We start from the raw sequence: 24,627 nt of genomic DNA, 5'->3' as shown, positions 1-24,627 counted from the left end.
CCGGGAGGAATGAATGGCGGACTTCGATTACGTCATTGTCGGCGCCGGGGCGGCAGGCTGCGTCCTGGCCTATCGGCTAAGCGAAAACCCGGCCATCAAGGTGGCCCTCATCGAGGCGGGGCCGCGCGACACCCATCCCTACATCGCCATGCCGAAAGGTCTGGCCAAGGTGATGTCGGACCCGGCGCACCTGTGGGTGCATATGAGCAAGCCCGAAGCCTCCACAGCCCAGCAGTCCGAGGCGTGGGTTCGAGGGCGGGTTCTGGGCGGCTCCTCCTCCGTCAACGGCATGATGTATGTCCGGGGCCAGCCGGCGGACTTCGACACGATCGCCGAACAGACCAGCGACGACTGGAACTGGGCGCACATCTCCGAAGCCTACCGCGCCCTGGAGGCCCATGAGCTGGGGGCGGCTCCGACGCGGGGCGACAAGGGGCCTTTGCGGGTCTCGATGCCGACCATTCGCGACAGGCTCAGCCAGGCGCAGGTCCTGGCGGCGCGCGCCATGGGCTGGTCCATCAAGTCCGATATCAACGAGCCGGACGACATTCCGCGGTTCGGCTATGCCCCGCGCACCATCTATCGCGGCAAGCGGCAGAGCGCGGCGACCGCCTTCTTGCGTCCGGCGGAACGTCGGCCCAATCTGACCGTGCTGACCGACCGCACGGTTCGCCGCGTCCTGTTCGAGGGACAGCGCGCGACCGGCGTCGAAATCCGACAGGGCGATGCGCTGGAGACGGTTCACGCCCGGCGCGAAGTCATTCTGTGCGGCGGCGCGATGGCCAGTCCGGCCGTTCTCGAGCGATCCGGCATCGGCGACAAGTCCCGGCTCGAAGCGCTCGGCGTGCCGGTGGTTCATCACAGCCCTGAGGTGGGCGAAGGCCTGATCGAGCATCGCGGCCTGATCGTGCAGTGGAAGCTGAAGTCGGCCAGCCTTTCCCAAAACCGCGAGTTCGCCGGATGGCGGCTGCTTGTGTCTGTGGCGAAATACTATCTCACGGGCGACGGCCCAATGGCCTCGGCCGCCTATGAGATCGGCGGATGGTTCAAGTCGCAGCCCGGCCTGAACCGGCCGGACGTGCAGATGCTGCTGGCGCCCTACAGCTTCGACATGGAGAAGCAGCGTACGGCGCTGGAGACCTTCCCCGGCATGAATGCGGTGGTTTACCCGCTGCGCCCGACGTCGCGGGGCTCCATCCATATCGAAACCCTGGACGAGACCGTTCCTGCGAGTTTCAAACCCAACTATCGCGCCACCCAGCAGGATCGACTGGCCATGGTCGGCGCTATCCGGGGCGTGCGCGACTGGGCCAGCAAGGCGCCTGTCGCTGATGCGATCGTGGAGGAGACCTTGCCCGGCCCCGCCTACCAGACCGATGCCGAGATCCTTGAGGCCTATGACCGCTTCGGCACCTGCGGCTATCACGCCGTGGGCAGTTGCCGCATGGGCAGGGATGCGGCTTCCGTCGTCGATCCGGCCCTGCGGGTCAGGGGTGTTCAGGGCCTTCGCGTGATCGACACCTCGATCATGCCGACGATCCCTTCGGGCAATACGAACGGTCCGACCATGGCCATGGCCTGGCGCGCCGCCGACATCATTCTGCGCGACGCCGAGGCGGCATGAGCCAGATCGCGGGACAACTTCGTGAGGCCCTGACCAGCCGCCTTTCCGCCCTGCAGCCCGACCAGGCTTGGGCCGGGCTGGCGGATGCCGGGGTCATCGGCCTGCTCGCGCCAGAGAATCTGGGCGGCATGGGGCTGGACCTCGCAGAGGCCGCGCCGGTGCTGGAGGTGCTGGGCGATCTGTGTCTTCCGACCGCCTTTCTGGAAACCGCCGTCATTGCGGCGGGTCTTCTGACGCGACTGCCGGGCCAGGCCAGTGACGCCTTGCTTCGGAAAATCGCCGAAGGCGGCCGGATCTCCGTTCTGGGCGTCGATCCGGGGCAGTCGTCTCTGAATGCCAAGGTCCTCGGCGATGGGCGCTGGCGACTGGACGGCGAGGCTCGGCTGGTGCTGGACGCCCTCGATGCGGATTTCATTCTGGCGCGGGCCGTCGACAAGGACGCAGCGTCCCGGTTCTTCGTCTTCGAGCCGGGCGACGAGGGTGTGCAAGCGCGTCCGGTCCCCACCCTCGACGATCGGATGGCCGCCGACCTGACCTTGAACGGGATGCAGACCAGTGCTGACGTGGACGGCGAGGTCGATGCCGCCTTGAGCGCCGTCCGCGATGAGGCCGTCGCCGCCCTGTGCGTGGAGGCGTCGGCGCTGATGGCGCGGCTGGTTCGCGACACGGTCGACTATGTCAAACAGCGCGAGCAGTTCGGCCAGACGCTGTCGAGCTTTCAGGTCGTGCAGCACCGACTGGCGGACATGAACATCCAGGCGCGGCGTGCGCGTGCCATCGCCCGCCAGGCCCTGTCGGCCTCCGACGCCGATCGCCCTCGGCTGGCCAGCGCCGCCAAGGTCACCGTCTGCCGCGCCGGCCGTTTCGTGGGTCAGAATGCGGTTCAGCTTCACGGCGGCATGGGCATGACCGCCGAGTTGCCGATCAGCCGCGGCTTCAAACGTCTGACCGCCATCGAGACGCAGATGGGCGGCGCCGACCACCACATCCGGCGGTTCCAGCGCCTGCGGAAATCCGAGGCCGGCTAAAGCCCCAGTTCGGCCTTGGCCAGAATGCCGCGCTGGATCTCGTTGGCGCCGGCGTAGATGGTTCCCGCGCGTTCGTTGAGATAGCGCAGCGGCGCGATGGCCTGCCAGGGCTCACCGCTGCAATAGTCGTCCAGCGCGATTGGATAACCCACGATCGGTCCGCCGGGCACGGCGACGCCAGGCTGATAGGCCCGCGCAAGATGGCCTGCGGCGTCCAGCGCCAGTTCCGTGACCCGCTGTTGAAGCTCCGTGCCCAGGATCTTCATCATGGAGGCGTCGGCGCCGATGGCTCGATCCTCCGACAGTACAGACAGAATTTCGGCCTCCAGCGCCGCCAGGACGGCGACCTCGACCTCCGTCTCCGCCAGACGCGCCGCGAACAACGGATCATCGACCAATCGGCCGGCGTCGCCGGTGACGGCTGCGGCATGACGATACAGGGCGTCGATATTGGCCTGGAGCTCGGGCGCGTAGGCCGTGCCGCCCCGCTCGTATTCCAGAAGGTATTTCGCCACCGTCCACCCGTCGTCGATCCGACCGACGACGTTAGCAAGCGGAACGCGCACCTCGTCGAAGAAGACCTGGTTCTGGATATGCTCGCCCGAAGCCATGACGATGGGCTGAACGGTGATGCCGGGTGACGCCATGTCGATCAGGACGAAGGTGATACCCTGCTGGCGACGCTCCATCCTGCTGGTCCGCACAAGGCAGAACATCCAGTTGGCCACATGGGCGTGGGTGTTCCAGATTTTCGTGCCGGTGCAGACCAGATCGTCACCGTCCCGCTCGGCCCGCATCTGAAGGGCGGCGAGATCGGATCCGGCCTGAGGTTCGGAATAGCCCTGGCACCACAGGTGCTCGCCGGTCAGCATCCGCGGAAGGAAATGCGCTTTCTGCGCGTCGTCGCCATACCGCATGATCGCCGGGCCGACCATGTTGATCCCGAGGGGGGATGTGGGCGCGCCGGCCCGGACGCGCTCGCTCTGGAAGATGTAGCGTTGCGTCACGGACCAATCGCATCCGCCGTATTCGACCGGCCAGGACGGCGCCGCCCAGCCCCTGGCGTGAAGCTTGCGCTGCCATTCGATCTGGGCGTCGTGATCGCAATAGACGCTGGTCATCAGCGAGCCCGCCCGACGCAGAGCCGGGGTCAGGGCCTCGTCCAGAAAGGCGCGAACCTCCGTGCGGAAGTCCTCGTCCTGCGCCGACAGCCTCAGCATCGTTAGGCCGACTTCGGGATGAACAGCGACTTGGGCCGGGTGAACTCCAACAGACCGGGCACGCCGTTCTCTTGACCGAAGCCGGACTGTTTGGCGCCCGCAAGCGGAGTGAAGGGCGTCGATTGAAGGTTCTGATTGATCCAGACCGTGCCGGTGTCCAGCCGGTGTGCGATCTCCAGCGCCTTATCGACGTCTGCGGACCAGACGGCGCCGGCCAGGCCGTATTCGGTGTCGTTGGCGCGGGCGACGACATCGTCGATGTCGTTGAACTTCAGCAGCGGCAGGACGGGTCCGAATGCTTCTTCCGTCACGACGCGCGCGTCGTCCGGCGGATTGTCGACCAGGGTCAGGGGCACGAAATAGCCGACATCGGGAACGGGCCCGCCTTCGAGCAAGGTCAGGCCGCGTTCGCGCGCGTCGTCGATCAGCTGCTTCACGCGGCGATACTGGGGCTCGTTCTGAACCGGGCCGTATCGGACGCCCTTTTGCGTGCCTTCGCCCACCGTCAGGTCGCGTGCGAGCTGGTGAAGCCGGTCGCGCAGTTGGTCATAGATGTCCGCATGGATGAACAGGCGCTTGGTCGCCACACAGACCTGGGCGGTGTTGTGGAAGGCCCCTTCGAACAGCTGGGCCGCCACCGCGTCCACATCGACGTCGGGCAAAATGATCGCCGCGTCGTTGCCGCCAAGTTCGAGCGTGATGCGTTTCAGGTCCTTAGCCGCGCTTTCCATGACGCGGCGGCCCGTCGCCGTCGATCCGGTGAAGGTGATCTTGGCGAACCCCTTGTGCGCCGTCATCAACGGACCCAGAGCGTCATCGCCGCTGATGACGTTGAAGACGCCGCGCGGGAACACGTCGCGCAGCAACTCGCCGATCCGCAGGGTGGTCAGGGGGGTGAAGGGTGACGGCTTCAGCACCAGCGTATTGCCCGCCAGCAAGGCCGGACCGATCTTCCAGGCGGCCAGCAGAACCGGGAAGTTCCAGGGCACGATCGCGCAGACCACGCCCAGCGGCACATGATGCACCTCGACGCGGCGGGTGTCCGAATCCTCGGTCACATCCACGGGGATATCCAGCATGCTGCCCGCCTTGAGCCACATGGCCGAGCCCTGGATCTCCGCCAGGGCGCCGCGCAGGGGACGGCCGTGTTCGCGGGTGAACAGCGCCGCCAGTTCTTCGGCGTTCGCTTCGATGATGTCGGCCGCCTTGACCAGGGCGGCGCGGCGCTCCTCGATCGGCGTCGTCTTCCATGTTTCGAAAGCCCGCGTCGCGGCCGCGACGGCGCGGTCCAGTTCGGCGGCTCCGGCGGCCGGCGCCTGGGCGAAGACCTCGCCGGTCGCCGGATTTCGGACGTCCAGTCCGTTGACCAGCGAAACCGCCTCTCCATCGATTGTCAGGGTGAAGGCGTCGGGCAGCGTGCTCATGTCGTTTTCCATCCCTTGGCGGCCCGAATTCCAAATCGAGCCTTGTCCATCGCAAACCTACTTGTATTAGATTAATCGATTAGACAAGGCGGGAGACGCTCGCCGGCAAACGATTAATTGGTCGGCTAGTCCCTTGCCGGCCGGGAGGGTGACTATGGGCGGAAACCAAGCGCTGAGCGGCGGGTGCAACTGCGGAGCGGTTCGTTATCGGCTGGAGGGGCCGCCGATGGTCGTGGCCGCCTGTCATTGCACCCGTTGCCGCAAGCAATCGGGCGCGGCCTTCTCCGTGAACCTGATCGTCCGCGCCAGCACGATGACGGTCGAAGGCGATCTGGCGCAGCATCTGGACGCCGACACGCAAAGCGGCGCGCCGGTCTCGCGAGAGTTCTGCGCCGCCTGCGGCTCGCCCATTCGGTCGGTGCCTCAGGCCAATCCCAAACTGATCGCGGTCAAGGCGGGCACGCTCGACGAACCCGGCGGTTTTGCGCCCGCCATGCATATCTGGACGCGCTCGGCCCTGCCTTGGGTCGAGATTCCAGCGTCGCTTCCGCAGTTCCCGATGGGGCCGCAGCCTTGAGCGTCGCGTCGGGGACGGATCGGCCCTTGCGAGGCGTGCGTGTCGTCGATCTGGTGCGCGGACACCTGGCGCCGATCACACGCTACCTCGCCGATCTGGGCGCGCGCGTCGATCGTATCGAGGCCGAGGCGCCCGCGCCGGACGATCTGTCGGATCTCGCCGCGAACAGCGGCAAGCGACGGGTGGTCGCCGCGCTTGACGATCCAGAGGTCCGCGCCCTCATCGCGCAGGCGGACGTCGTTGTGGCGGACGCAGGCCAGACCTTGAATTTGACGGACCTTCGAAAGGCGAACCCAAGCCTGGTGACCATGACGGTCAGCGACTTCGGGGTCGGCAACAGCTTCAGTGACTGGCAGGCCACGGATCTGGTGTTGCACGCCCTGTCGGGCGGACTGTCGCGCTCGGGAATCCGGGGGCGAGCGCCCCTGCCGCCGCCTGGCCGACTGGCGCTTGAATGCGCGGTGGCCCAGGCCGCCTACGCCCTGGGCGTCTCGCTGTATCGCGCCCTGCGAACGGGCGAGGGCGACCATATCGACTTCGCGGCGCTCGAAGGCGCCGTTCAGGCGCTGGATCCGGGCTTCGGCATCAGCGGCAGCGCGACCATGGGCAAGCCGCTGCATCTGCTGTCCCGTGATCGCCCGCCCAAGGGTTTTCAGTATCCCATCCTGCCCTGCGCAGACGGACACGTCCGCATCTGCCTGCTGTCGAAGCGCCAGTGGCGCGCCATGTTCAGGTGGATGGGCGAGCCGCCGCAGTTCGCCGCGCCCGAGTTCGACAGCCTCGCCGCGCGCTACAAGTCGCCTGATCTGCTGAAGGCCATCGCCGCCTTCTTCGCGGATAGGACGCGCGCCGAGCTGGAAGCCGAGGGGCAGGGTTACGGCGTGCCGATCTCGATGGTCCTGACACTGGAAGAAGGTCTGAACAGCGAGCACGTCAAGGCGCGCGGCGCGCTTCGCCGCCAGACGCTGCCGGATGGCCGCGTCGTCAGTCTGCCCAACGGCGTCGTCGCGATCGATGGCGAGCGGATGACCGCCGACGAGAGCCTTGAGACCCAGCCCGACTTTGAAGTGTCGCCCCCAAGCCCTGCGGCCGAGCCTGGGCGTCACGCCTTCGAAGGGCTGAGGGTGCTCGACCTCGGCGTCATCGTGGTCGGCGCCGAACAGGGGCGTCTGCTGGCCGATCAGGGCGCGGACGTGGTCAAGGTCGAAAGCCGGGCCTATCCCGACGGCAACCGCCAGTCCTATCTGACGTATGGGCTGTCGGTCAGTTTCGCAGCGGGCCATCGCAACAAGCGCAGCCTGGGCCTGAACCTGCGTGATCCGGCGGGGCGGCGTCTTTTCCTCGATCTGGCGTCCAGGGCGGATGTGATCCTGTCGAACTTCAAGCCGGGGACGCTGGAAGGGTTGGGTCTGGACTATCAGACGGTGTCGCAGGTCAACCCCCGCGTCGTCATGGTCGACAGTTCGGCCTTCGGCGCCAGCGGTCCTTGGAGCGGCCGGATGGGTTATGGCCCCCTGGTTCGCGCGGCGACCGGCCTGACATTGGCGTGGCGTTATCCTGACGATCCCGAAGGGTTCAGCGACAGCACCACCATCTATCCCGACCATGTCGCTGCGCGGGTGGGCGCGCTGGCGACGGTCGCCTTGCTGATCCGCAGGCTGCGCACCGGCCGGGGCGGCACCGCCAGCATCGCTCAGTCCGAAATCATGCTGGCTCATTTCGCCGAAGAGATCGCTCAAAGCAGCGTCGGCGAGGATTACGGCGCGCAGACGGATTGGCCGTGTGGCGTCTATCAGACCCAGGGAGACGATGACTGGTGCGTGGTCACGGTTCGCAATACGGCGGACTGGATGGCGACTTGCCGCCTCATCGGTTTCGAGGCGGGCAAGGAACTCGACACATCGGCCAAACGTCTGGCGGCGCGCGAGCAGATCGACGCGGCGATGAGGGCATGGTTCGGTGCGCGCAGCGCGGATCAGGCGGCGGTCGCCCTGCAGGCAGTCAGCGTGCCGGCCGCCAGAATGCTCCGCGTCGCCGACCTGCAGGCCTTTCCCTGGTTCCAGGAGCGCCGCTTCTATCGAGTCGAAAGCCATCCCTACCTCGGCGAGCCGGTCGTCGCCGAGCGCCGCCATGCCCGAACCGAGGCCTTGGCCGAGGCGCCGTTGCGGTGCGCGCCCCTGGCGGGCGAGCACAGCGAGACAATCGTGCGGGAATGGCTGAGCGAATCCGACGACGTCATCGCCGGTCATATCGCGACGGGCGTGTTGGAGCCCGTCGAGCCGGGGGTTTTGGCGGCGGCGACGGCGGCGATTGCGGAACAGGCGCAAAAAGGCGTTGCCTAATATTATTTAATCGGTCAATTACATCTCATATCGTTCGAGGGAGATGTCAGTTGTCCGAAGCGCTCATCATTGACGCGGTGCGTACGCCGCGCGGGATCGGCAAGGTGGGAAAGGGCGCGCTGGCGCATCTTCATCCCCAGCATCTGGCGGCCGTCTTGCTGAAAGCCGTCGCCGAACGGAACAAGCTGAACACCGCCGATGTCGAGGACGTGATCTGGTCGACCTCGACCCAGAAGGGGAAGCAGGGCGGGGACCTGGGCCGCATGGCGGCGCTGGACGCCGGCTATGACATCGTCGCCAGCGGCATGACCCTGGACAGGTTCTGCGGGGGCGGCATCACCGCAGTGAACCTCGCCGCCGCCCAGGTGATGTCCGGCATGGAAGACCTGGTCATCGCCGGCGGCGTGGAGATGATGAGCTACACCAACGCCGTCGCCGCCCAGGAGCAGGCGGCGGGCATGGCGCCGGCTCTGATGGGTTCGGGAAATGAGCATCTGGACGCCCGCCACCCGCAATCTCACCAAGGCGTGTGCGGCGACGCCATCGCGAGCCTGGAGGGCATCAGCCGCGAAATGCTGGACGCCTTCGGTCTGGAAAGCCAGCGGCGGGCCAAGGTCGCGATCGACGAGGGGCGCTTTGATCGATCAATCGTGCCGGTCACTGACGACGACGGGAAGGTGATTCTGGACCGCGACGAGTATCCCCGTCCTGAGACGACATTGGAGGGGCTGAGCCAGCTCAAGCCCGCCTTCGTCGCTCTGGCCGATTGGGCCTATGACGATCAGGGCCGCACCTTCCGCGGGCAGATCCAGCGCCGCTATCCCGATCTCAAGATCGAGCCGGTCCACCACGCGGGCAATTCCTCGGGCGTCGTCGACGGCGCTGCGGCAATCGTCGTAGCGTCTCGGGACTATGCGGAGCGCAACGGGCTCAAGCCTCGGGCGCGGATTGTGGCCACAGCCAATATCGGCGACGACCCGACCCTGATGCTGAATGCGCCTGTTCCGGCCGCACGCAAGGTCTTGGCCAAGGCCGGGCTGACGGTCGAAGACATCGATCTGTGGGAGATCAACGAAGCCTTCGCCGTCGTCGCCGTGAAGTTCATTCGTGACCTGGGTCTGGATCCGGCCAAGGTCAATGTGAACGGGGGCGCGATCGCTCTGGGCCATCCGATCGGCGCGACCGGCGCCATTCTGATCGGCGCCGTGCTGGACGAACTTGAGCGGACGGGCGGTCGCTACGGCCTTGTCACCATGTGCGCCGCAGGCGGCATGGCGCCCGCCATCATCATCGAGCGGATCGACGGCTGAGCCGAAGAACGAGGGAGGACTCCATGCAACTCAACGACACAGTCGCGGCCGTCATCACGGGCGGCGCATCGGGCCTGGGCGAGGCGACGGCGCGCGCTCTGGCGGCCAAGGGCGTGAAGGTCGCCATTTTCGACCTTCAGGACGAAAGGGGCCAGGCGGTCGCCGCCGACATCGGCGGGGTGTTCTGCAAGGTCGATGTGACCAGCGAAGAGAGCGTCGACGCCGGCTTCGCCAAGGCGCGCGACGCCCACGGACAGGAACGGATCCTGGTCTGCTGCGCCGGCACGGGCAATGCGATCAAGACCGCCAGCCGCGCCAAGGAAGACGGCAGCATCAAGCATTTCCCGCTCGACGCCTTCAACTGGCTGATCCAGATCAATCTGGTCGGCACCTTCCGCTGCGTGGCCAAGGCGGCCGCGGGCATGCTGACGCTGTCGCCGCTCGAGGACGGCGAGCGGGGCGCGGTGGTGATGACCGCCAGCGTGGCGGCGGAGGATGGTCAGATGGGCCAGGCGGCCTATTCGGCCTCAAAAGGCGGGGTTGTCGGCATGACGCTTCCCATCGCGCGCGACCTGATGGGCGAGGGGGTGCGAGTCAACACCATCCTGCCCGGCATCTTCAACACCCCGCTGATGCTGGGCGCGCCTCAGACGGTCAAGGACGCCCTGGCCGCTTCGGTGCCCTTCCCCAAACGTCTCGGCGATCCGCGTGAATACGCTAACCTCGCCCTCACCATGATCGAGAACAGCTATTTCAACGGCGAGGACGTGCGACTGGACGGCGCGATTCGCATGGCGCCCCGGTGATCTGATGTCGGGTGTCTTTGCGGCTCCATCCCGCTGGATGGATGAAGAGACGATCCTGTTCGACGAGTCGATCGCACGCTTCTTTGCGGAGGCGGCGACGCCCCAGCGCATGGAGGCGTGGCGCCAAGCCGGCATCGTCGAACGGGCCGCCTGGAACGAGGCGGCCGAAGCGGGTCTGCTGGGCGTGTCGGTGTCGCCCGACTACGGCGGCGCGGGCGGTGATTTCCGCCACGAGGCGGTGATCATGCGCCGCCTTGGCCTGATCGGGGCCGAGGGTTGGGCGATCCCGCTGCACAACGCCATCTGCGCCGCCTATATCGAGAAATACGGCACTGAGGCGCAGAAACAGCGCTGGCTGCCGCTGATCGTCTCGGGCGAGCGCATCACGGCGGTTGCGATGACCGAGCCGGGAGCCGGGTCCGATCTGAGGGCCATCCGAACCACGGCGCGGCGCGAAGGCGACCATTATGTGCTGCAAGGGCAGAAGACCTTCATCACCAATGGGCAACTGGCCGAGCTGATCATCGTGGTCGCCAAGACCGACCCTGAGGCGGGGGGCAAGGGCATCTCCCTGCTGCTGGTCGATACGACCGAGGCGCCGGGCTTCAGCCGTGGACGGAACCTCGACAAGATCGGTGTGGAGATGGGCGATACGTCCGAGCTCTTCTTCGACAACGTCCGCGTGCCGGTCGAAAACCTGCTGGGCGGCGAAGAAGGCCAGGGCCTCTACCAGCTGATGAAGGAACTGCCCAAGGAGCGGCTGATCATCGCCATCGAGTGCCTGGCCATTATGGAGGCTGCGCTGGACCACACCATCGCCTACGTCCAGGAGCGTCGGGCCTTCGGACAGCGTCTTCTGGATTTCCAGAACACCCAGTTCGTTCTGGCGGAATGCAAGACTGAGGCGACGATCGCGCGCACCTTCGTCGATGACTGTATCGTGCGTTTCGGCGAAGGCGCTCTGGACGCCGCCACCGCCAGCATGGCCAAATACTGGGTGTCGGAGCAGGCGCAGAAGATCGTCGACGCCTGCCTGCAACTGTTTGGGGGCTACGGCTACATGACCGAATATCCCATTGCGCAGATGTACAAGGACGTCCGGGTCAAGCGCATCTACGGCGGCGCGAACGAGATCATGAAGGTCCTGATCGCCAGGACTCTTGAACAATGACGCCGGTGTGGGGCGTCCCGTCATGAGCCAGTCGATCCAGATCACGCTCGAGAACGACATCGCGGTCGTTCGTCTGAACGATCCCGACACGCTCAATGCGGTCACGGTTGAGATGATCGAGGGGCTGGATCGCGCCCTGGATCAGGTGGTGTCTGGCGCGCGGGCCATGGTTCTGACCGGGGCTGGCCGCGCCTTCTGTTCCGGGGCCAATCTGGGCGCGGGTCTTGGCGAAACTGCAGATGATCCCACGCAGTCCGACGCCGGGGCCGTGCTGGAGAGCCACATCAATCCGCTTATGATGCGGCTGAGACACCTACCGGTGCCCTGGATCAGCGCAGTGCGGGGGGCTGCGGCCGGGGTCGGCGCCTCCCTGGCTCTGGCGGCGGACATGATCGTCGCCAGCGAGACCGCCTTCTTCCTGCAAGCGTTTTCTCGCATCGGCCTGGTGCCTGATGGAGGATCGTCGCATCTGTTGATCCGGACGCTGGGGCGGCCGCACGCCATGGAGCTGATGCTGCTGGGCGATCGGTTGCCGGCGGCCAAGGCGCTGGAATGGGGCTTGATCAACCAGGTGGCGCCGGATGCAGAGATGGACGCGCGCGCACTCGAACTGGCGGCCCGTTTGGCCCAAGGGGCGGCGTCCCTGGGTCTGATAAGGCGGCTGGCCTGGACCGCGGTGGACGGCGACTGGTCCGACACCCTGGCGCTCGAGCGTGACCTGCAGCGCGCCGCCGGCCGAACCGAGGATCATAAGGAGGGTCTGTCGGCCTTCCAAGACAAGCGTTCGCCCCGCTTCAGAGGAGCCTGAGCCATGGGACAAGGTCTGGCCGGCCGCGTGGTTCTGATCACGGGCGCCTCTTCCGGCATCGGGGCCCGGTTTGCGCGCATTGTCGCCGCAGAGGGGGCGAGCGTCGTGATCGGCGCGCGTCGGGTCGATCGTCTTCAGGCGCTTCGTGACGCCATCGTCGCTGACGGCGGCAAGGCCCTGGCGGTGGCGATGGACGTCGAGGACGAAGCCTCCATCGCGGCCGCCTATAATGCCGCGGAAGCCGAGTTCGGCGTGGTCGACGGCGTGGTGGCCAACGCCGGCGTCAACCATGAGGGGCGGGCCCTGGATCTCGACATCGCGCAGTTCGATCAGATTTTCAGCGTCAATGTGCGCGGCGTCTTTCTGACGGCGCGAGAAGGCGCGCGCCGCATGAAGGCCGCAGGAACGACCGACGCCGGGCGGATCGTTCTGGTCTCCTCCATCACGGCTCAGATGCGGACCGTCGGCACCGTGGCCTACAGCGCCTCCAAGGCGGCCGTGACCCATATGGGGCGGTTGCTGGCGCGGGAATGGGCGCGCTCCGGCCCCAACGTCAACCTGCTGTCGCCGGGCTATATCCGCTCAGAGCTCGCCGGCGACTGGTTCGATACCGAGGCCGGGCAGAAGCACATGGGTCTGTGGCCGCGCCGCCGCCTGTTGGACGACGACGCCCTGGACGCCACGCTGATCTATCTTCTCTCCGACGCCAGTCGAAACGTCACCGGCTCGGACTTCGTGATCGATGACGGCCAATCGCTCTGAGCTCATGGCGTCTTTCCCTTTCAAGGCCGACCGATGACCTACGAAACGCTTCGCTATGCGGTCGCTGACGGGGTCGCGACCGTCATCCTGTCCCGCCCGGACAAGCTGAACGCCTTCACCCCTCAGATGATGCGCGACATCCTGTCGGTTCTGGATCGAACAGACGCCGACGACGCCGTCCGGGCCGTCATCTTCACAGGCGACGGACGCGCCTTTTGCGCCGGCGCCGACCTGTCTTCGGGGGCCAAGGGGTTCATCGAGGGCGACGGCCAGGTCGATCCGGGCTCGGACGCCGCCCGCGACGGCGGCGGACGTGTGACGCTTCGACTGTTCGAGTCGCTCAAGCCCCTGATCGCCGCCGTCAATGGACCGGCGGTCGGGGTGGGCGCCACCATGACCCTGCCCATGGATATTCGACTGGCCAGCCAGACGGCGCGGTTCGGCTTCGTCTTCGCCAGGCGCGGCATCGTGCCGGAGGCCGCCTCATCCTATTTCCTGCCGCGGGTGGTGGGCCTGCCCCAGGCGCTGGACTGGTGTCTGAGTGGACGGGTCTTCGACGCGGACGAGGCTTTGCGCGGCGGGCTGGTGAAGGCGGTTCATGCGCCGGATCAACTCTTGCCCGCCGCCCACGCCCTGGCCCGCGAAATCGCCGACAACACCGCCCCCGTTTCGGTGGCGCTGGTGCGTCAGATGATGTGGCGGGGCCTGGACATGGCGCATCCGATGGCGGCGCACCGCATCGACAGCCGGGGCATCCTGTCCCGCACGGCCAGTAGCGACGCCGCCGAAGGCGTCGCCGCCTTCATGGAAAAGCGGCCGGCCGTTTTCCCCGATCGCGTGTCTCAGGACATGCCGGACTTCTTCCCGTGGTGGGACGATGAGCCGTACCGTTGAGTTGAAGGACCGCAGAAGATGACGATTTCCGGCGCTGCATCGCGCGAGGCGCGCGGCGACCAGATCGCCGCCCGTGTCGAGGCCTTCGTGCGTGATACGGTCGTCGCCTACGAACAGGATGCTCGTCTGGGATCGCACGGACCGGCGGACGAGCTTGTCGATGAACTGCGCGATCTGGCGCGGCAGGCCGGATTGATGACGCCGCACATCCTTCCGGACCATGGGCATCTGACGCATCGGCAGACGGCCCGCGTGCTGCGGGCGGCCGGGCTTTCGCCGCTCGGCCCCGTTGCGGTCAATGTGGCCGCTCCGGACGAGGGCAATATGTATCTGCTGGGCCGGGTGGCCACGCCGGCGCAGAAACGCCGCTTCCTGGACCCCCTGATCGAGGGGCGCGCCCGGTCGGCCTTCTTCATGACCGAGCCGGCCGAGGACGGCGGCGCGGGCTCGGACCCGTCCTTGCTCAGCACCACCGCAACCCGCGACGGCGACCATTGGCTGATCCGGGGCCGAAAGGCGTTCATCACCGGCGCTCAGGGCGCCCGGGTCGGGATCATCATGGCGCGGACCGAGGAGGGGGCCACCCTGTTCCTGGCGGACCTGCCTGATCCCCGCGTCCGGATAGAGCGCGTCCTGGACACCATCGACAGTTCCATGCCGGGCGGCCATTCGGTGGTCGCCTTAGAAGATCTTCGCGTGCCGCACGATCAGGTGCTGGGCCAGCCGGGCGAAGGTTTCAAACTGGCCCAGGTCCGTCTCGCGCCCGCGCGGCTGACCCACTGCATGCGCTGGCTGGGCGCCTGCACCCGCGCCCAGGAGATCGCTGTCGCCTATGCGGTCAAGCGGCAGGCCTTTGGCAAGGCCCTGATCGATCATGAGGGCGTGGGCTTCATGCTGGCCGAAAACCTCATCGATCTGAAACAGGCCGAACTGATGATCGACTGGTGCGCCGATGTGCTCGATACGGGCGCCCTTGGCACGGTCGAAAGCTCGATGGCCAAGGTGGCCGTCAGCGAGGCGCTGATGCGGGTGGCGGACCGTTGCGTGCAGGTCATGGGCGGAACGGGCGTGTCGGGCGACACCATCGTGGAGCAGGTCTTCCGCGAAGTCCGCGCCTTCCGCATCTACGACGGCCCCACCGAGGTTCATAAGTGGAGCCTGGCCAAGACGATCAAACGCAACGTATCGCAGGGGGCGGTGACGTCATGAGCGCGGGCGGAGCGACGACGGCGGTGCGCGGCAATGCGCGGTTTGACGAGCGTGCGCTGGCGCGCTGGATGACGGACCAAATCCCCGGCTTTTCCGGGCCCTTGCAGGTCGCCCAGTTCAGCGGGGGCCAGTCCAATCCGACATTCCGGCTTTCGACGCCGACACGATCTTATGTAATGCGTCGCAAGCCTTCCGGGCCCTTGCTGAAGGGCGCCCATGCGATCGACCGCGAAGCCCGGGTCATGCAGGCGCTCGAAGCCGCCGGCTTTCCCGCGCCGCACGTGCATGGCCTGTGTCTGGACGACGACGTCATCGGGACCGCCTTCTACGTGATGGATATGGTCGAGGGGCGCATCTTCTGGGACAGCGCCTTCCCCGAGGTTCCGCGCGAAGCCCGCGCGGCGCATATGGACGCGATGAACGCCGTCCTGGCGCGGCTTCACAATCTCGATCCCGAAGCGATCGGTCTGGGCGACTACGGGCGTCCCGGCCGCTACCTGGCGCGCCAGAGCGATCGGTGGTCGCGCCAGTATCAGGACGACCCGCTGGCCGGGCGAACGCCGGATATGGACTTCCTGGTGGAATGGCTGCCCGCCCACGCGCCTGACGACGAAGAGACCCGGATCGTTCACGGCGATTTCCGCGTCGACAATATGATCTTCCATCCGAACCGGCCGGACGTCGCCGCCGTGCTGGATTGGGAGCTGTCGACCCTGGGCCACCCGCTGGTCGACTTCACCTACAATGTCATGATGTACCGCGCGCCGGCCGACATTCCCTGGGGCTTGGCCGGACATGACCTTGACGCCTTAGGCCTGCCCAGCGAGGCGGAATACGTCGCCGCCTACTGCCGTCGGACCGGGCGAGATTCCATTCCCGGTCTGGACACCTACATCGTCTTCAACCTGTTTCGCCTGGCCGCCATCATCCACGGCATCAAGGGGCGGATGCTGCGCGGCAACGCCTCGTCCGCCGACGCGGGCGCCATGATCCCTCAGATGGATGTCCTGGCCGCCACCGCCCGCCGGATCGCCCAAGACCTCTGACAGCGTGTCGCGCGACGCCGCGGGCGTCTGTCGCCGGGGATGGCCTGCGACGTCATAGGGCATGACCTCGCAGGTTTTTCCGGGGAGCTTACGCCGGCTGGATCATGGAGGTCAGCCGGTTCTGGATCACCGCTTCCGCGTCGCTCACGATCCGCGTCACCAGGTCTTTGACGCTGGGCACATCGTGGATCAGGCCCTGCACCATGCCGGCGGTCCAGATGCCGTGGTCGGGGTCGCCGTTCAGCAGGCCCTCGCGGCCTCTGGCTCCCTTGACGAGGTGCGCGATCGCTTCGAAGGGCTGGCCCTCCCGCTCGATGCGCACGGCCTCAACGGCGACTGCGTTCTTCGCCACACGCGCGGTGTTGCGATAGCTGCGGAATAGCAGCTCGGTCGCGCGCTCGTCGTTGGCGACGATCGCCTGTTTGATCCTGTCGTGGATCGGCGCCTCGCGCGTGGCGCAAAAGCGCGTGCCCATGTTGACGCCGTCGGCCCCGAGGGCCAGGGCGGCCGCCAGGCCCCGCCCGTCGCCGAAGCCGCCGGACGCCAGGATCGGCACGGTCACCTTGTCGGCAGCGGCCGGTATCAGCACCAGCCCGGGAATGTCGTCTTCGCCCGGATGGCCGGCGCATTCAAAGCCGTCGATCGAAATCGCATCGACGCCCATGCGTTCGGCCGAGAGGGCATGTCTCACCGCCGTGCATTTGTGGATGACTTTGACGCCGTGCTTCTTGAACTCGGCGACGTGCTCATGCGGCTTGTGGCCGGCGGTCTCCACCGCCGTAATCCCGGCTTCGATGATCGCCTGCCGATACTCGGCATAGGGGGGCGGGGTGATCGACGGCAGGATGGTCAGGTTCACCCCGAACGGCCGATCGGTCATGCTGCGGCAGCGCTCGATCTCCTTGGTCAGGGCCTCGGGCGTCGGCTGGGTCAAGGCGGTCAAAAAGCCCAGGGCGCCGGCCTCGGCGACGGCGGACACCAGTTCGGCCGTGCCGACCCACTGCATGCCGCCCTGGGCGATGGGGTGTTCGACGCCGAAAAGTTCGGTGAAACGTGTGCGGATCATGGGGTTTCCGGTTCCTGACTCTTGAGGGGCGTCGGCTCAGCGACCGGACCAGCGCGGCGGGCGCTTCTGGGCGAAGGCGAGGGGGCCTTCGCGCACGTCCGCAGATCGAAACAGCGCGCGGACGGCCGGATAATCGGTCTGGGCCGCATAGGCGTCTTGCACGCTCGCAGCCGCCGCCCCTTTGCGGACGATTTCCTTCGAGGCGCGGATGGACATGGGGCTGACCGCGATGATCTCGTTTGCCCAGCGCCGAGCGGTCGCCATCAGGTCGTCGGCCGGGACCACTTCATTGACGAAGCCGAGGGCGAGACCTTCTGCGGCGCTGACCCGGCGGCCGGTCAGGATCATGCCCATCGCCTTCTTCAGTCCGATCTGTTGCGGCAGACGCAGCAGACCGCCGGCCAGGGCGGCCAGCCCCACCTTGGGCTCGGGCAGAGCGAAGGCGGCGGTTTCCGAGGCGATAATCAGGTCGCAGGCCAGGGCCACCTCGAAGCCGCCGCCCATGGCGACGCCGTTCACGGCGGCGATCACGGGCTTGTTCAGGTCGAACCGGGCGGTCAAGCCTGCAAATCCGGTGGTCGGTGTCTCAAGCGGCTCGCCGCGTCCCATTCGTCGCGCGGTTTCTTTCAGATCGTTGCCGGAAGAAAAGGCCCGATCGCCGGCCCCGGTGATGATCGCGACCCATTGCGCGGGATCGGCGGCGAAGGCGTCGAAGATTTCCGCCAGTTCCGCATTCGTGTCCGGATCGAGGGCGTTCATGGCCTCCGGGCGGTTGATGGTGACGATCGTCAGGGGCCCGTCGCGTTCGATCAGACAGGAGCGCCGCTCCCGTTCTCGTCGCGCCTCGCCGATGTTGAAGGTCGATTTGCCGAACACGTCGGTATGCACATGCCCCTGGACCCCCACGGCCGATGCGGCGTCCGACAGCAGGCGATCCAGGGTTTCGCGGTCGGATGGGGGCACGCGCGTCATGATCCGCTCGCCCGCCACCGTGCGCGCGATCACCACGCCCTGAAGGGGTTCGCCATCGCGGGCATAGGTGACCGTATAGGTCTCGATCGTCGCCGGCCCGTCATAGGCGTCCAGCAGGGTCGGCGTCGGGCCGCGTGCGGCGTCGGCCTCGGCCTGCACGGAATAGTCGGGCGCCAGAGCGATCTCGGGCGGCGTCGTACTGACCAGCAGGGCGTGGTGCTTGTTGACATAGCCGCCCTGTCCATAGAGCAGGCCCAGCGAGCCCGGATCGGCCCGCAGGGTGCGCACCATGGCGGCGATGCCGTGGCCCATATAGTTGTTCAGCGGCCCTCCGAAGAAGGTAAGCCCGCCTGCGACGGTCGGCGAAACCGCCCCGTCCGACAGACCCAGGGTGCGAAGGGCCATCTTCGGCACGATGGGAAAACAGCTGTAGAGTTCCATGTGGTCGAACGCGCGAGCGTCCCCACCCGCCAGTTCGACCGCGCGCTTCAGCACGGCCGCCTGGGCCGTGGACTGGTCGTATCGATCACGCAGCAAATAGTCCTCGGGCTCGTTCGCTGCGGCCCCGCCCCAGATATGGATCAGCCTGTCCTCGTCCACGCCCAAGGCCCTGGCGGTCGCCAGGCTGGTCACGATCACGGCCGCCGCCTGATTGACCGAGGGATTGGCCGTCATCAGCTTGGTGTAGGGCCAGTTGATCATCCGGTTATCCGGCCCCACGGCGGCGATGGCGTCTGCCTCTGGAGCCGAGCGGATCCAGGCGGCAGGGTTTGACGCGGCGACCTTGGCATAGCGCGCCCAGAGCGCAGCCGATTTCTGCCGGCCTTGCGCAGGGCTCTGATGCCAGGCGGCCTGGGCGGCGACCTCGTAGAAGGGGTAGATCTGGGCCGGGTCGGTGACGCCCAGGCGCTTGGCCGCTGCGCTCATGGCGAACCGGCTGGAAGGAAAGCGCACCGTCTGTTCGCGCGATGCTGCGGGCGTCCAGGGCAGTCTCGCTCCGGACTTGCGCGCATGGGCCCTCGACGAACTGGCCTCGCCGCCGACGATGGCGGCCGTCAGAGGTTCTCCGGCGGCGATGCGCACGGCTGCCTCATGAACCAGACGCACCGGCGTTTCGCCCCCCATGCTGGCGTTCACCTGCTCTGCGGGGCTCAGGCCGAGCGTTTCGCAAAGCAGGGCGACCGGGTTCTGATAACGCCAGCTCACCAGACCGATCAGGCTGATGAGATCGACCCGATCCAGCAGGGCGCGACCGGCGTCAGCCTCGCAAGCTCGCAGGGCGGCGGCCATCAGCGCCACCGGCTCCATCGCCTCTTCCGCATTGGCGGGACGATCGATCTTTTCGCCAACCGCGACGATGACCGGAATACGCTCTGGATCGACCACGCCCTACCTCCCGTAATTCTTTTCCCTTCCGAATATCTAACGTCATTAGCTTTTGGAAGGGGGCGTGTGTCGGACGCGCCGAGGCGGAGGGCTGGCAGACCTGCGGAGGTTAGATGAGTTCCGGCGCACAGCGCGCCATGAAGCATAGGCCGAAAGGAGATCCCTTCGGCCTATGCAGGATGTCTTGTGTTGTCAGGCCTAGCGACGGACGCGCAGTTCCAGTTCGGCGATGCGGCGGCTCAGGTAGGTCGTGTCGTCGGACGAGGAACTGGTGCGGCTATAGGCGGCGTCCAGGCGAGTGAGATCGCCGGCCTCGACGCGGATGTCGGCGGCCTCGGTGCGGCTGACGGCGCCCGTGCGTTCGGCGGCGGTCAGGGCGGTTTCCAGGTTCGCCAGACGGGTGCGGGCGGGCAGGTTGGCGGACGGCGTTTGTCCGGCCGGGCCGTCGCCGACCCGCAGGTCCAGGGCGTCTAGACGGGCGTCCAGATCGGCGCGCTCGCTGGCGCTGATAGAGCCATCGGCGCTGTAGCGGCTCTCTAGCTGGATCAGGGCCTGATAGTCGGACTTCAGGCGCGTCGCCTCTGTGCGGGTGATGCGGCGCGCGGTCACGGCGGCGTTGACGCGGGTATCGAATTCCGCACGGCCCTGGGCGACGGTGTCCATGTCGGCATAGCCCGAGGCGCCGGCTTCCAGCGTCTGGGTCAGGGCGGTGTAGCGGGCGTTCAGATCGGCGCGTTCCTGGGCCGAGATGCCGCCGACGGCATATTGGTTCTCCAGATCGACCAAGGCCGAATAGTCGGCGCGAAGCCGGGTCGCGGCCGAGGCGGAGACGCTTCCGGCGCGCACGCTGGCGTCCACGCGGGTCGAGAACTGGCTCTGGCCGTCACGCAGCGGTCGGCCGCCGCGCAGCCAGGCCTGATCCATGGCCGACAGGCCCAGACGATCGCCGAACAGGGCGCCCACGACTGCGCCCAGCCGATCCTGGGTCGTCGAAGGATATTGCGTCTGGGCGACTGCCGCGCCGCCCGCGAGGGTCAGGGCGGTGGTGGCGATCAGGGCGAGGCGGACGTTGCGCATGGGGAGGCTTCTTGTCGGTTGATGTCAGCCGACAAAACGACGGTCGTCCGGCTTGGTTGCCTGCCGGCGCCTCAGTCGCGGATGAAGTGCGGCACGAAGCGCGAGGTATTCCTCGTGATGCGGCCCGTGTCCTCGCGCAGGCTGATGCCCGCCGGCTCCGTTCCCACGACCCACGACCCGACGATCACATGATTGCCGTCGAACAGGGGCGGATCGCACAGCGCCTGGCGGATGTAGCGCCCCTCGCCATAGCCGCCGTCCACCACCTCTGCGGCGCTGACGCCCCGGTCGATCAGTTCGACATTGTCGCCCTCGCGCGAGAACAACGGCTTGCGCACATAGGACGAGCCCAGCGCCGCCTCGGCCGGATCGCCCTCGAAATAGCTTTCCAGAAGGTTGGGGTGGCCCGCATGCCGCTCCCACAACAGCGGCAGGATGGCCTTGTTGGACAGGATGCTCTTCCACGCCGGCTCCAGCACGGTCACGTCCGCCGTCGGCAGGGGCGCGGCGTAGTCGTCGCGCAGCATCTGCTCCCACGGATAGAGCTTGAACATCGCCTGGATGATCCAGTTCTCGTGGTCCACGAACCGGCCGTCGGCGTTCAGCCCGATCTGGTCGATGGCGACGAACTGGGGCTCCAGTCCGGCCTGCTGCGCCAGGTCTTCCAGGAAGCGCACCGTCTGGCGATCCTCGACGAAATCGGCGTCCGAGGCGAAATGCACGAAGCCGCCGTTCGGGAAGATGGCGCGGAACCGCTCGACCAGCTTCTCATGCAGGCTGTTGAACTGATCCGCATCGGCGGGCAGGGCGCCGGCCTTGATCTGGTCCTCCAGCCACAGCCACTGAAACACCGCCGTCTCATAGATGCTGGTCGGAGTGTCGGCGTTGTATTCATACAGCTTGGCCGGCCCCGTGCCGTCATAGGCGAAGTCGAACCGGCCGTAGAGGGACGGGTCGCCCCGCTTCCAGCTGTCGGCGACATAGTCCCGCATGGTCTCGGGAATATCGAGTTGTTCCATCAGCCGCTCGGACTGGACGGCCTCGTTGACCAGCTCCAGGCACAGGCCGTGCAGTTCCTCGGTCGGCGCCTCGATCCCGTCCTCGATCTCGGCCAGCGAAAAGGCATAGGCCGCCGTCTCGTCCCAATAGGGTTTGCCGTCGGTATGGCGCCAGGTGAAACCGAGTTCCTCAGCCTTGGCGTCCCAGTCGGTGCGGGGATCGAAGCGCAGACGCTCCATGGATCAGGCCGGGTCTTTGTCAGGCGTGGACTGGCCGATGCGCGGCGTGACGACCGTCACCTCCGGCTGGCTAAGACGGGCCAGGACGTCGTCGGCCGAGGAATGTCCTGGCAGGATGCCGGCCTCGCGCAGCTTGGCGTCCAAGTCCGCGCCTGTGCGACGATCTTCCAGCGCCTGGCTGGCGTTCAGCTTCTCTTCCTGGATCGCCTGGCGCTGTTTGATGCGTTGCAGGCTGTCCGCCGCCGAGCCGATGCGCGACTGGGCGCCGGCCGAGTTCAGGGCGACCGACGTCTGGGCCTTCTGGACGGAATCGTTGACCTTGACGATGTCGATCTCGCGACGAAGCGTCTCGATCTTCTGGTCGGTCGAAGCGATGGCTGTGCGCAGGCGCGTCTCGGCCGTCTTCATGTCCTCGATCAGCGGACCGCGGCTGGTGATCTCGACCTCCAGCTCGGCGATGCGGCCGGCGACTTCGCGCGCCAGGTCGGTCTTGCCCTGGCCCAGGGCGGTGCGGGCCGAGCTTTCGTATTTGGCGATCTGGTCCCTGAACGATGCAAGTTCGTTTTCGGCCATGCGGCGGCGCGCCACCAGGCCGGCCAGGTCATCGCGGGCCTTGCCCTGGGCGTTGTCGGCGTCGCGGATTTCCTGATCGAGGATCTTCAGCGCATTGGCGTCGACGACGCCCTGGGCCGCATCGTGGGCCGAGCCGCGGAACAGGGCGGACAGTTTTCTGAGCATGGACATGGTCGGTCTTCCGGGATCAGGCGGCGTCGGCGCCGAAGGTTTCACGCAGTTCGGTGGCGTCGATCGCATTCTCGGCCAGGGTGCGCAGTTCGATCAGGATGGTCTGAAGCGTCGTCTTGCAAGAGAGTTCGCCCATCAGCTCGTACACGTCTTCGCCACCGACATTGGTGATGGCGAAGTTGGACAGGGGCACCACGCGCTGGGCCTTCAGCAGAAACTCGTTGAAGGCGTGGCGATCCTTTTGCTCGGCGACGGGCCACAACAGGACCGAGCAGACGATCTGGGCGCCGCCGACGCTCAGATAGACCGGCAGGTCGCCGTATTCGTGCATGGTCGCCAGCAGCACCGGCTCGGCGCCCTCGACCACGCGCAGGGTCATTTCGCCGTCACGCAGCAGGGTTGAGCCGTCCAGCGCCGCCTTGATGGCGGGCACGGTCCAGGGGGTCTCGATCACGGCGTCCATTTGATGGTCGTCTCCAGAGGTGATGGAATCGGAAGTGGGGCGGCGCGAGCGCCCCGCAAGCTGCGGCCCGCGCGTTGAATCGGTGACGATGGCGCGCACGGCCGCCTTGACGTCGTCGCGAGCGGCGGCCGGCACCCAAAGCTCCAGCTTGACCAGGCCCGCCTCACGACGCGCCTGTCGCCACGCACGGATGCGGTCGTTGGCGGCGGAAGAGGGCGATGTGTCGGTCGGCATATCGTTACATGAAACGCGTAACATGAACGCTTGACTTGACGCAAGATCGGACGGAATGTCGCGCCATGAACCGCCTCATTCGGTCGCATCGCTTCTGTTCGCTCGCCGTCGGCGCGCATCGGGCCTAGATAGTCGCCCATGTTCAAGAAGCTTTTCGGATCGTCGGAGAAGGTCGCGCCCGCCAATCGGTTGGCGACGGTGCGCAACATCACCGTGGGCCGCACCGTGTCGCTGGATCCGCTGGCTTGGCGCCGGCTGGGCGACGAGACCCATTTCACCCTGGATCGCGACGTGCTGGACATATCGGCGCAGGGGTTGGTCAGCCTGGACAGCGGTCAGTTCGTGCATCGCTTCTACACCGACGACCACGTCATGCTTCAGGCCATGAGCGACGACGAGGCGGGGCTAGAATCTTATGACTTCAGTCTGTTCGTGCCCTGGACCTCGGCCTATCCGCCGGGCGAGCGCGAACGCCGCATCTGGCGCGACCGCCTGTCGGCGCCGGTCTTCCAAGGCGCGGCCGAAGAGTTGCCCGACTATCCCCGCTTCTGGTTCGCCGAGAGCGACGCCATCCAGCCGCCCGTCACCCTGTGGGAAACGATCTGGGACGATCGCGCCGCGACCACGCCCTATGCGAAAATCTTCCAGACCTGCATGCTGTATGCGCGCGAACTGGGTGGCGGGCGCGAACTGATGCTGGCTCTGGAGCAGCAGCCCGAGGGCGGCGACACCACGCACGAAATCATGATCGGCATTCCGCTGGAAATGGCCGAGTTCCGCGCCTGAGCGCGCAAACCGAGGGGGCAAGACCGATGTTCGACTGGTTCATTTTTCAGCAGGGGGCGATCGCCTTCCTGATCGCCTTCGCCATGGCGGGCGCCTTCACCCTGGCCTTCAAGCTGATCTACCAGTGGGTCACGCCCTATCATGAACATACACTGATCCGTGAGGGGAACACGGCCGCCGCCATTGCGCTCGGCGGCGCCCTGATCGGCTATGTCCTGCCTCTGGCCTCGGCCCTGTCGCACACCGTCAGCCTGATGGAGTTCGCAGCCTGGGCTCTGCTGGCCGGCGTGATCCAGATCGTCGTCTTCGTCGCCATCAGCCGCATGGCCTTCCGCAATCTGGTCGTCCGCATCGAGGCGGGCGAGATCGCCGCGGCCGTCTATCTGGCCTCCATCTCCATCTGCGTCGGCCTGCTCAACGCCGCCTGCATGACGTCGTGA

The 24,627-nt window shown here is 66.7% G+C and carries 22 protein-coding genes; 14 read left to right on the top strand and 8 right to left on the bottom strand.

From position 1 onward, the window contains the following. Positions 1–13 precede the first annotated feature (13 nt). Both BVE01S_RS02430 and BVE01S_RS02425 read left to right on the top strand, forming a co-directional pair. The gene (locus BVE01S_RS02430; protein ID WP_066623761.1) at positions 14–1,624 is read left to right on the top strand and encodes a GMC family oxidoreductase; all 1,611 of its coding nucleotides are present in this window, start codon (positions 14–16) and stop codon (positions 1,622–1,624) included. Further along, positions 1,621–2,652 carry an acyl-CoA dehydrogenase family protein gene (locus tag BVE01S_RS02425; RefSeq protein ID WP_066623759.1) on the top strand — a complete coding sequence of 344 codons (1,032 nt, stop codon included), beginning with the start codon at positions 1,621–1,623 and terminating at the stop codon, positions 2,650–2,652. Before BVE01S_RS02430 ends, BVE01S_RS02425 begins: the two co-directional genes overlap by 4 nt. Here BVE01S_RS02425 and BVE01S_RS02420 read toward each other — a convergent pair. Next, a complete protein-coding gene (locus tag BVE01S_RS02420; protein WP_066623752.1) occupies positions 2,649–3,872 on the bottom strand; it encodes an acyl-CoA dehydrogenase family protein in 1,224 nt (407 codons plus the stop codon). The genes BVE01S_RS02425 and BVE01S_RS02420 overlap by 4 nt on opposite strands. A gap of 2 nt (positions 3,873–3,874) precedes the next feature. Continuing rightward, the gene (locus BVE01S_RS02415; protein ID WP_066624116.1) at positions 3,875–5,296 is read right to left on the bottom strand and encodes an aldehyde dehydrogenase family protein; all 1,422 of its coding nucleotides are present in this window, start codon (positions 5,294–5,296) and stop codon (positions 3,875–3,877) included. 154 nt (positions 5,297–5,450) lie between these two features. Between BVE01S_RS02415 and BVE01S_RS02410 the strand changes: the two genes are divergently transcribed. The 10 genes from BVE01S_RS02410 to BVE01S_RS02365 are packed head-to-tail and all read left to right on the top strand — an operon-like array spanning position 5,451 to position 16,221. Next, complete coding sequence (locus BVE01S_RS02410) at positions 5,451–5,873, top strand: GFA family protein (RefSeq protein WP_066623749.1); 423 nt, start codon at positions 5,451–5,453, stop codon at positions 5,871–5,873. Further along, the gene (locus tag BVE01S_RS02405; RefSeq protein ID WP_066623746.1) at positions 5,870–8,215 is read left to right on the top strand and encodes a CaiB/BaiF CoA-transferase family protein; all 2,346 of its coding nucleotides are present in this window, start codon (positions 5,870–5,872) and stop codon (positions 8,213–8,215) included. The genes BVE01S_RS02410 and BVE01S_RS02405 overlap by 4 nt, the downstream gene beginning before the upstream one ends. A 50-nt stretch (positions 8,216–8,265) precedes the next feature. Continuing rightward, complete coding sequence (locus BVE01S_RS02400) at positions 8,266–9,525, top strand: acetyl-CoA C-acetyltransferase (RefSeq protein ID WP_066623743.1); 1,260 nt, start codon at positions 8,266–8,268, stop codon at positions 9,523–9,525. A gap of 23 nt (positions 9,526–9,548) precedes the next feature. Then, entirely contained in the window at positions 9,549–10,331 is a 783-nt protein-coding gene (locus BVE01S_RS02395; RefSeq protein ID WP_066623741.1) for an SDR family NAD(P)-dependent oxidoreductase, read from the top strand. Between the two features lie 4 nt (positions 10,332–10,335). Next, a complete protein-coding gene (locus BVE01S_RS02390; protein WP_066623739.1) occupies positions 10,336–11,502 on the top strand; it encodes an acyl-CoA dehydrogenase family protein in 1,167 nt (388 codons plus the stop codon). Next, on the top strand, positions 11,492–12,310 hold the full coding sequence (locus BVE01S_RS02385) for an enoyl-CoA hydratase-related protein (protein ID WP_244878343.1): 819 nt from the start codon (positions 11,492–11,494) through the stop codon (positions 12,308–12,310). The genes BVE01S_RS02390 and BVE01S_RS02385 overlap by 11 nt, the downstream gene beginning before the upstream one ends. A gap of 3 nt (positions 12,311–12,313) precedes the next feature. Next, the gene (locus BVE01S_RS02380) at positions 12,314–13,072 is read left to right on the top strand and encodes an SDR family NAD(P)-dependent oxidoreductase (RefSeq protein WP_066623735.1); all 759 of its coding nucleotides are present in this window, start codon (positions 12,314–12,316) and stop codon (positions 13,070–13,072) included. A gap of 33 nt (positions 13,073–13,105) precedes the next feature. Continuing rightward, a complete protein-coding gene (locus BVE01S_RS02375) occupies positions 13,106–13,966 on the top strand; it encodes a crotonase/enoyl-CoA hydratase family protein (protein WP_066623732.1) in 861 nt (286 codons plus the stop codon). Between the two features lie 18 nt (positions 13,967–13,984). Beyond that, positions 13,985–15,175 carry an acyl-CoA dehydrogenase family protein gene (locus BVE01S_RS02370; RefSeq protein WP_066623712.1) on the top strand — a complete coding sequence of 397 codons (1,191 nt, stop codon included), beginning with the start codon at positions 13,985–13,987 and terminating at the stop codon, positions 15,173–15,175. Beyond that, positions 15,172–16,221: a phosphotransferase family protein gene (locus tag BVE01S_RS02365; RefSeq protein ID WP_066623710.1), complete on the top strand. Its 1,050-nt coding sequence runs from the start codon at positions 15,172–15,174 to the stop codon at positions 16,219–16,221. Before BVE01S_RS02370 ends, BVE01S_RS02365 begins: the two co-directional genes overlap by 4 nt. A gap of 88 nt (positions 16,222–16,309) precedes the next feature. Here the strand turns inward: BVE01S_RS02365 and BVE01S_RS02360 are convergent, their stop codons facing one another. The 6 genes from BVE01S_RS02360 to BVE01S_RS02335 form a co-directional block, all read right to left on the bottom strand. Further along, positions 16,310–17,287, bottom strand: coding sequence for an NAD(P)H-dependent flavin oxidoreductase (locus tag BVE01S_RS02360; RefSeq protein ID WP_066623708.1), 978 nt, complete (start codon positions 17,285–17,287; stop codon positions 16,310–16,312). A gap of 36 nt (positions 17,288–17,323) precedes the next feature. After that, positions 17,324–19,645, bottom strand: coding sequence for an enoyl-CoA hydratase-related protein (locus BVE01S_RS02355; protein ID WP_066623706.1), 2,322 nt, complete (start codon positions 19,643–19,645; stop codon positions 17,324–17,326). 198 nt (positions 19,646–19,843) lie between these two features. Continuing rightward, positions 19,844–20,722 carry a hypothetical protein gene (locus BVE01S_RS02350; protein ID WP_066623702.1) on the bottom strand — a complete coding sequence of 293 codons (879 nt, stop codon included), beginning with the start codon at positions 20,720–20,722 and terminating at the stop codon, positions 19,844–19,846. Positions 20,723–20,793: 71 nt separating this feature from the next. After that, positions 20,794–21,960: a glutathionylspermidine synthase family protein gene (locus tag BVE01S_RS02345; protein ID WP_066623700.1), complete on the bottom strand. Its 1,167-nt coding sequence runs from the start codon at positions 21,958–21,960 to the stop codon at positions 20,794–20,796. A gap of 3 nt (positions 21,961–21,963) precedes the next feature. Then, positions 21,964–22,704 carry a PspA/IM30 family protein gene (locus BVE01S_RS02340; RefSeq protein ID WP_055752877.1) on the bottom strand — a complete coding sequence of 247 codons (741 nt, stop codon included), beginning with the start codon at positions 22,702–22,704 and terminating at the stop codon, positions 21,964–21,966. A 16-nt stretch (positions 22,705–22,720) separates the two neighbouring features. After that, entirely contained in the window at positions 22,721–23,401 is a 681-nt protein-coding gene (locus BVE01S_RS02335) for a YjfI family protein (protein WP_066623697.1), read from the bottom strand. Between the two features lie 138 nt (positions 23,402–23,539). Between BVE01S_RS02335 and BVE01S_RS02330 the strand changes: the two genes are divergently transcribed. Both BVE01S_RS02330 and BVE01S_RS02325 read left to right on the top strand, forming a co-directional pair. Continuing rightward, positions 23,540–24,187 (top strand): YjfK family protein, encoded by a 648-nt coding sequence (locus BVE01S_RS02330; protein WP_066623695.1) that lies wholly within the window; start codon positions 23,540–23,542, stop codon positions 24,185–24,187. A 26-nt stretch (positions 24,188–24,213) separates the two neighbouring features. Next, on the top strand, positions 24,214–24,627 hold the full coding sequence (locus tag BVE01S_RS02325; protein ID WP_017506364.1) for a DUF350 domain-containing protein: 414 nt from the start codon (positions 24,214–24,216) through the stop codon (positions 24,625–24,627).

Origin of the sequence: Brevundimonas vesicularis NBRC 12165, from assembly GCF_001592205.1 — a bacterium.
Taxonomy (GTDB): domain Bacteria; phylum Pseudomonadota; class Alphaproteobacteria; order Caulobacterales; family Caulobacteraceae; genus Brevundimonas; species Brevundimonas vesicularis.
The sequence above is the reverse complement of the archived record's forward strand: the minus strand, read 5'-3'. Positions and strand labels throughout refer to the sequence as shown.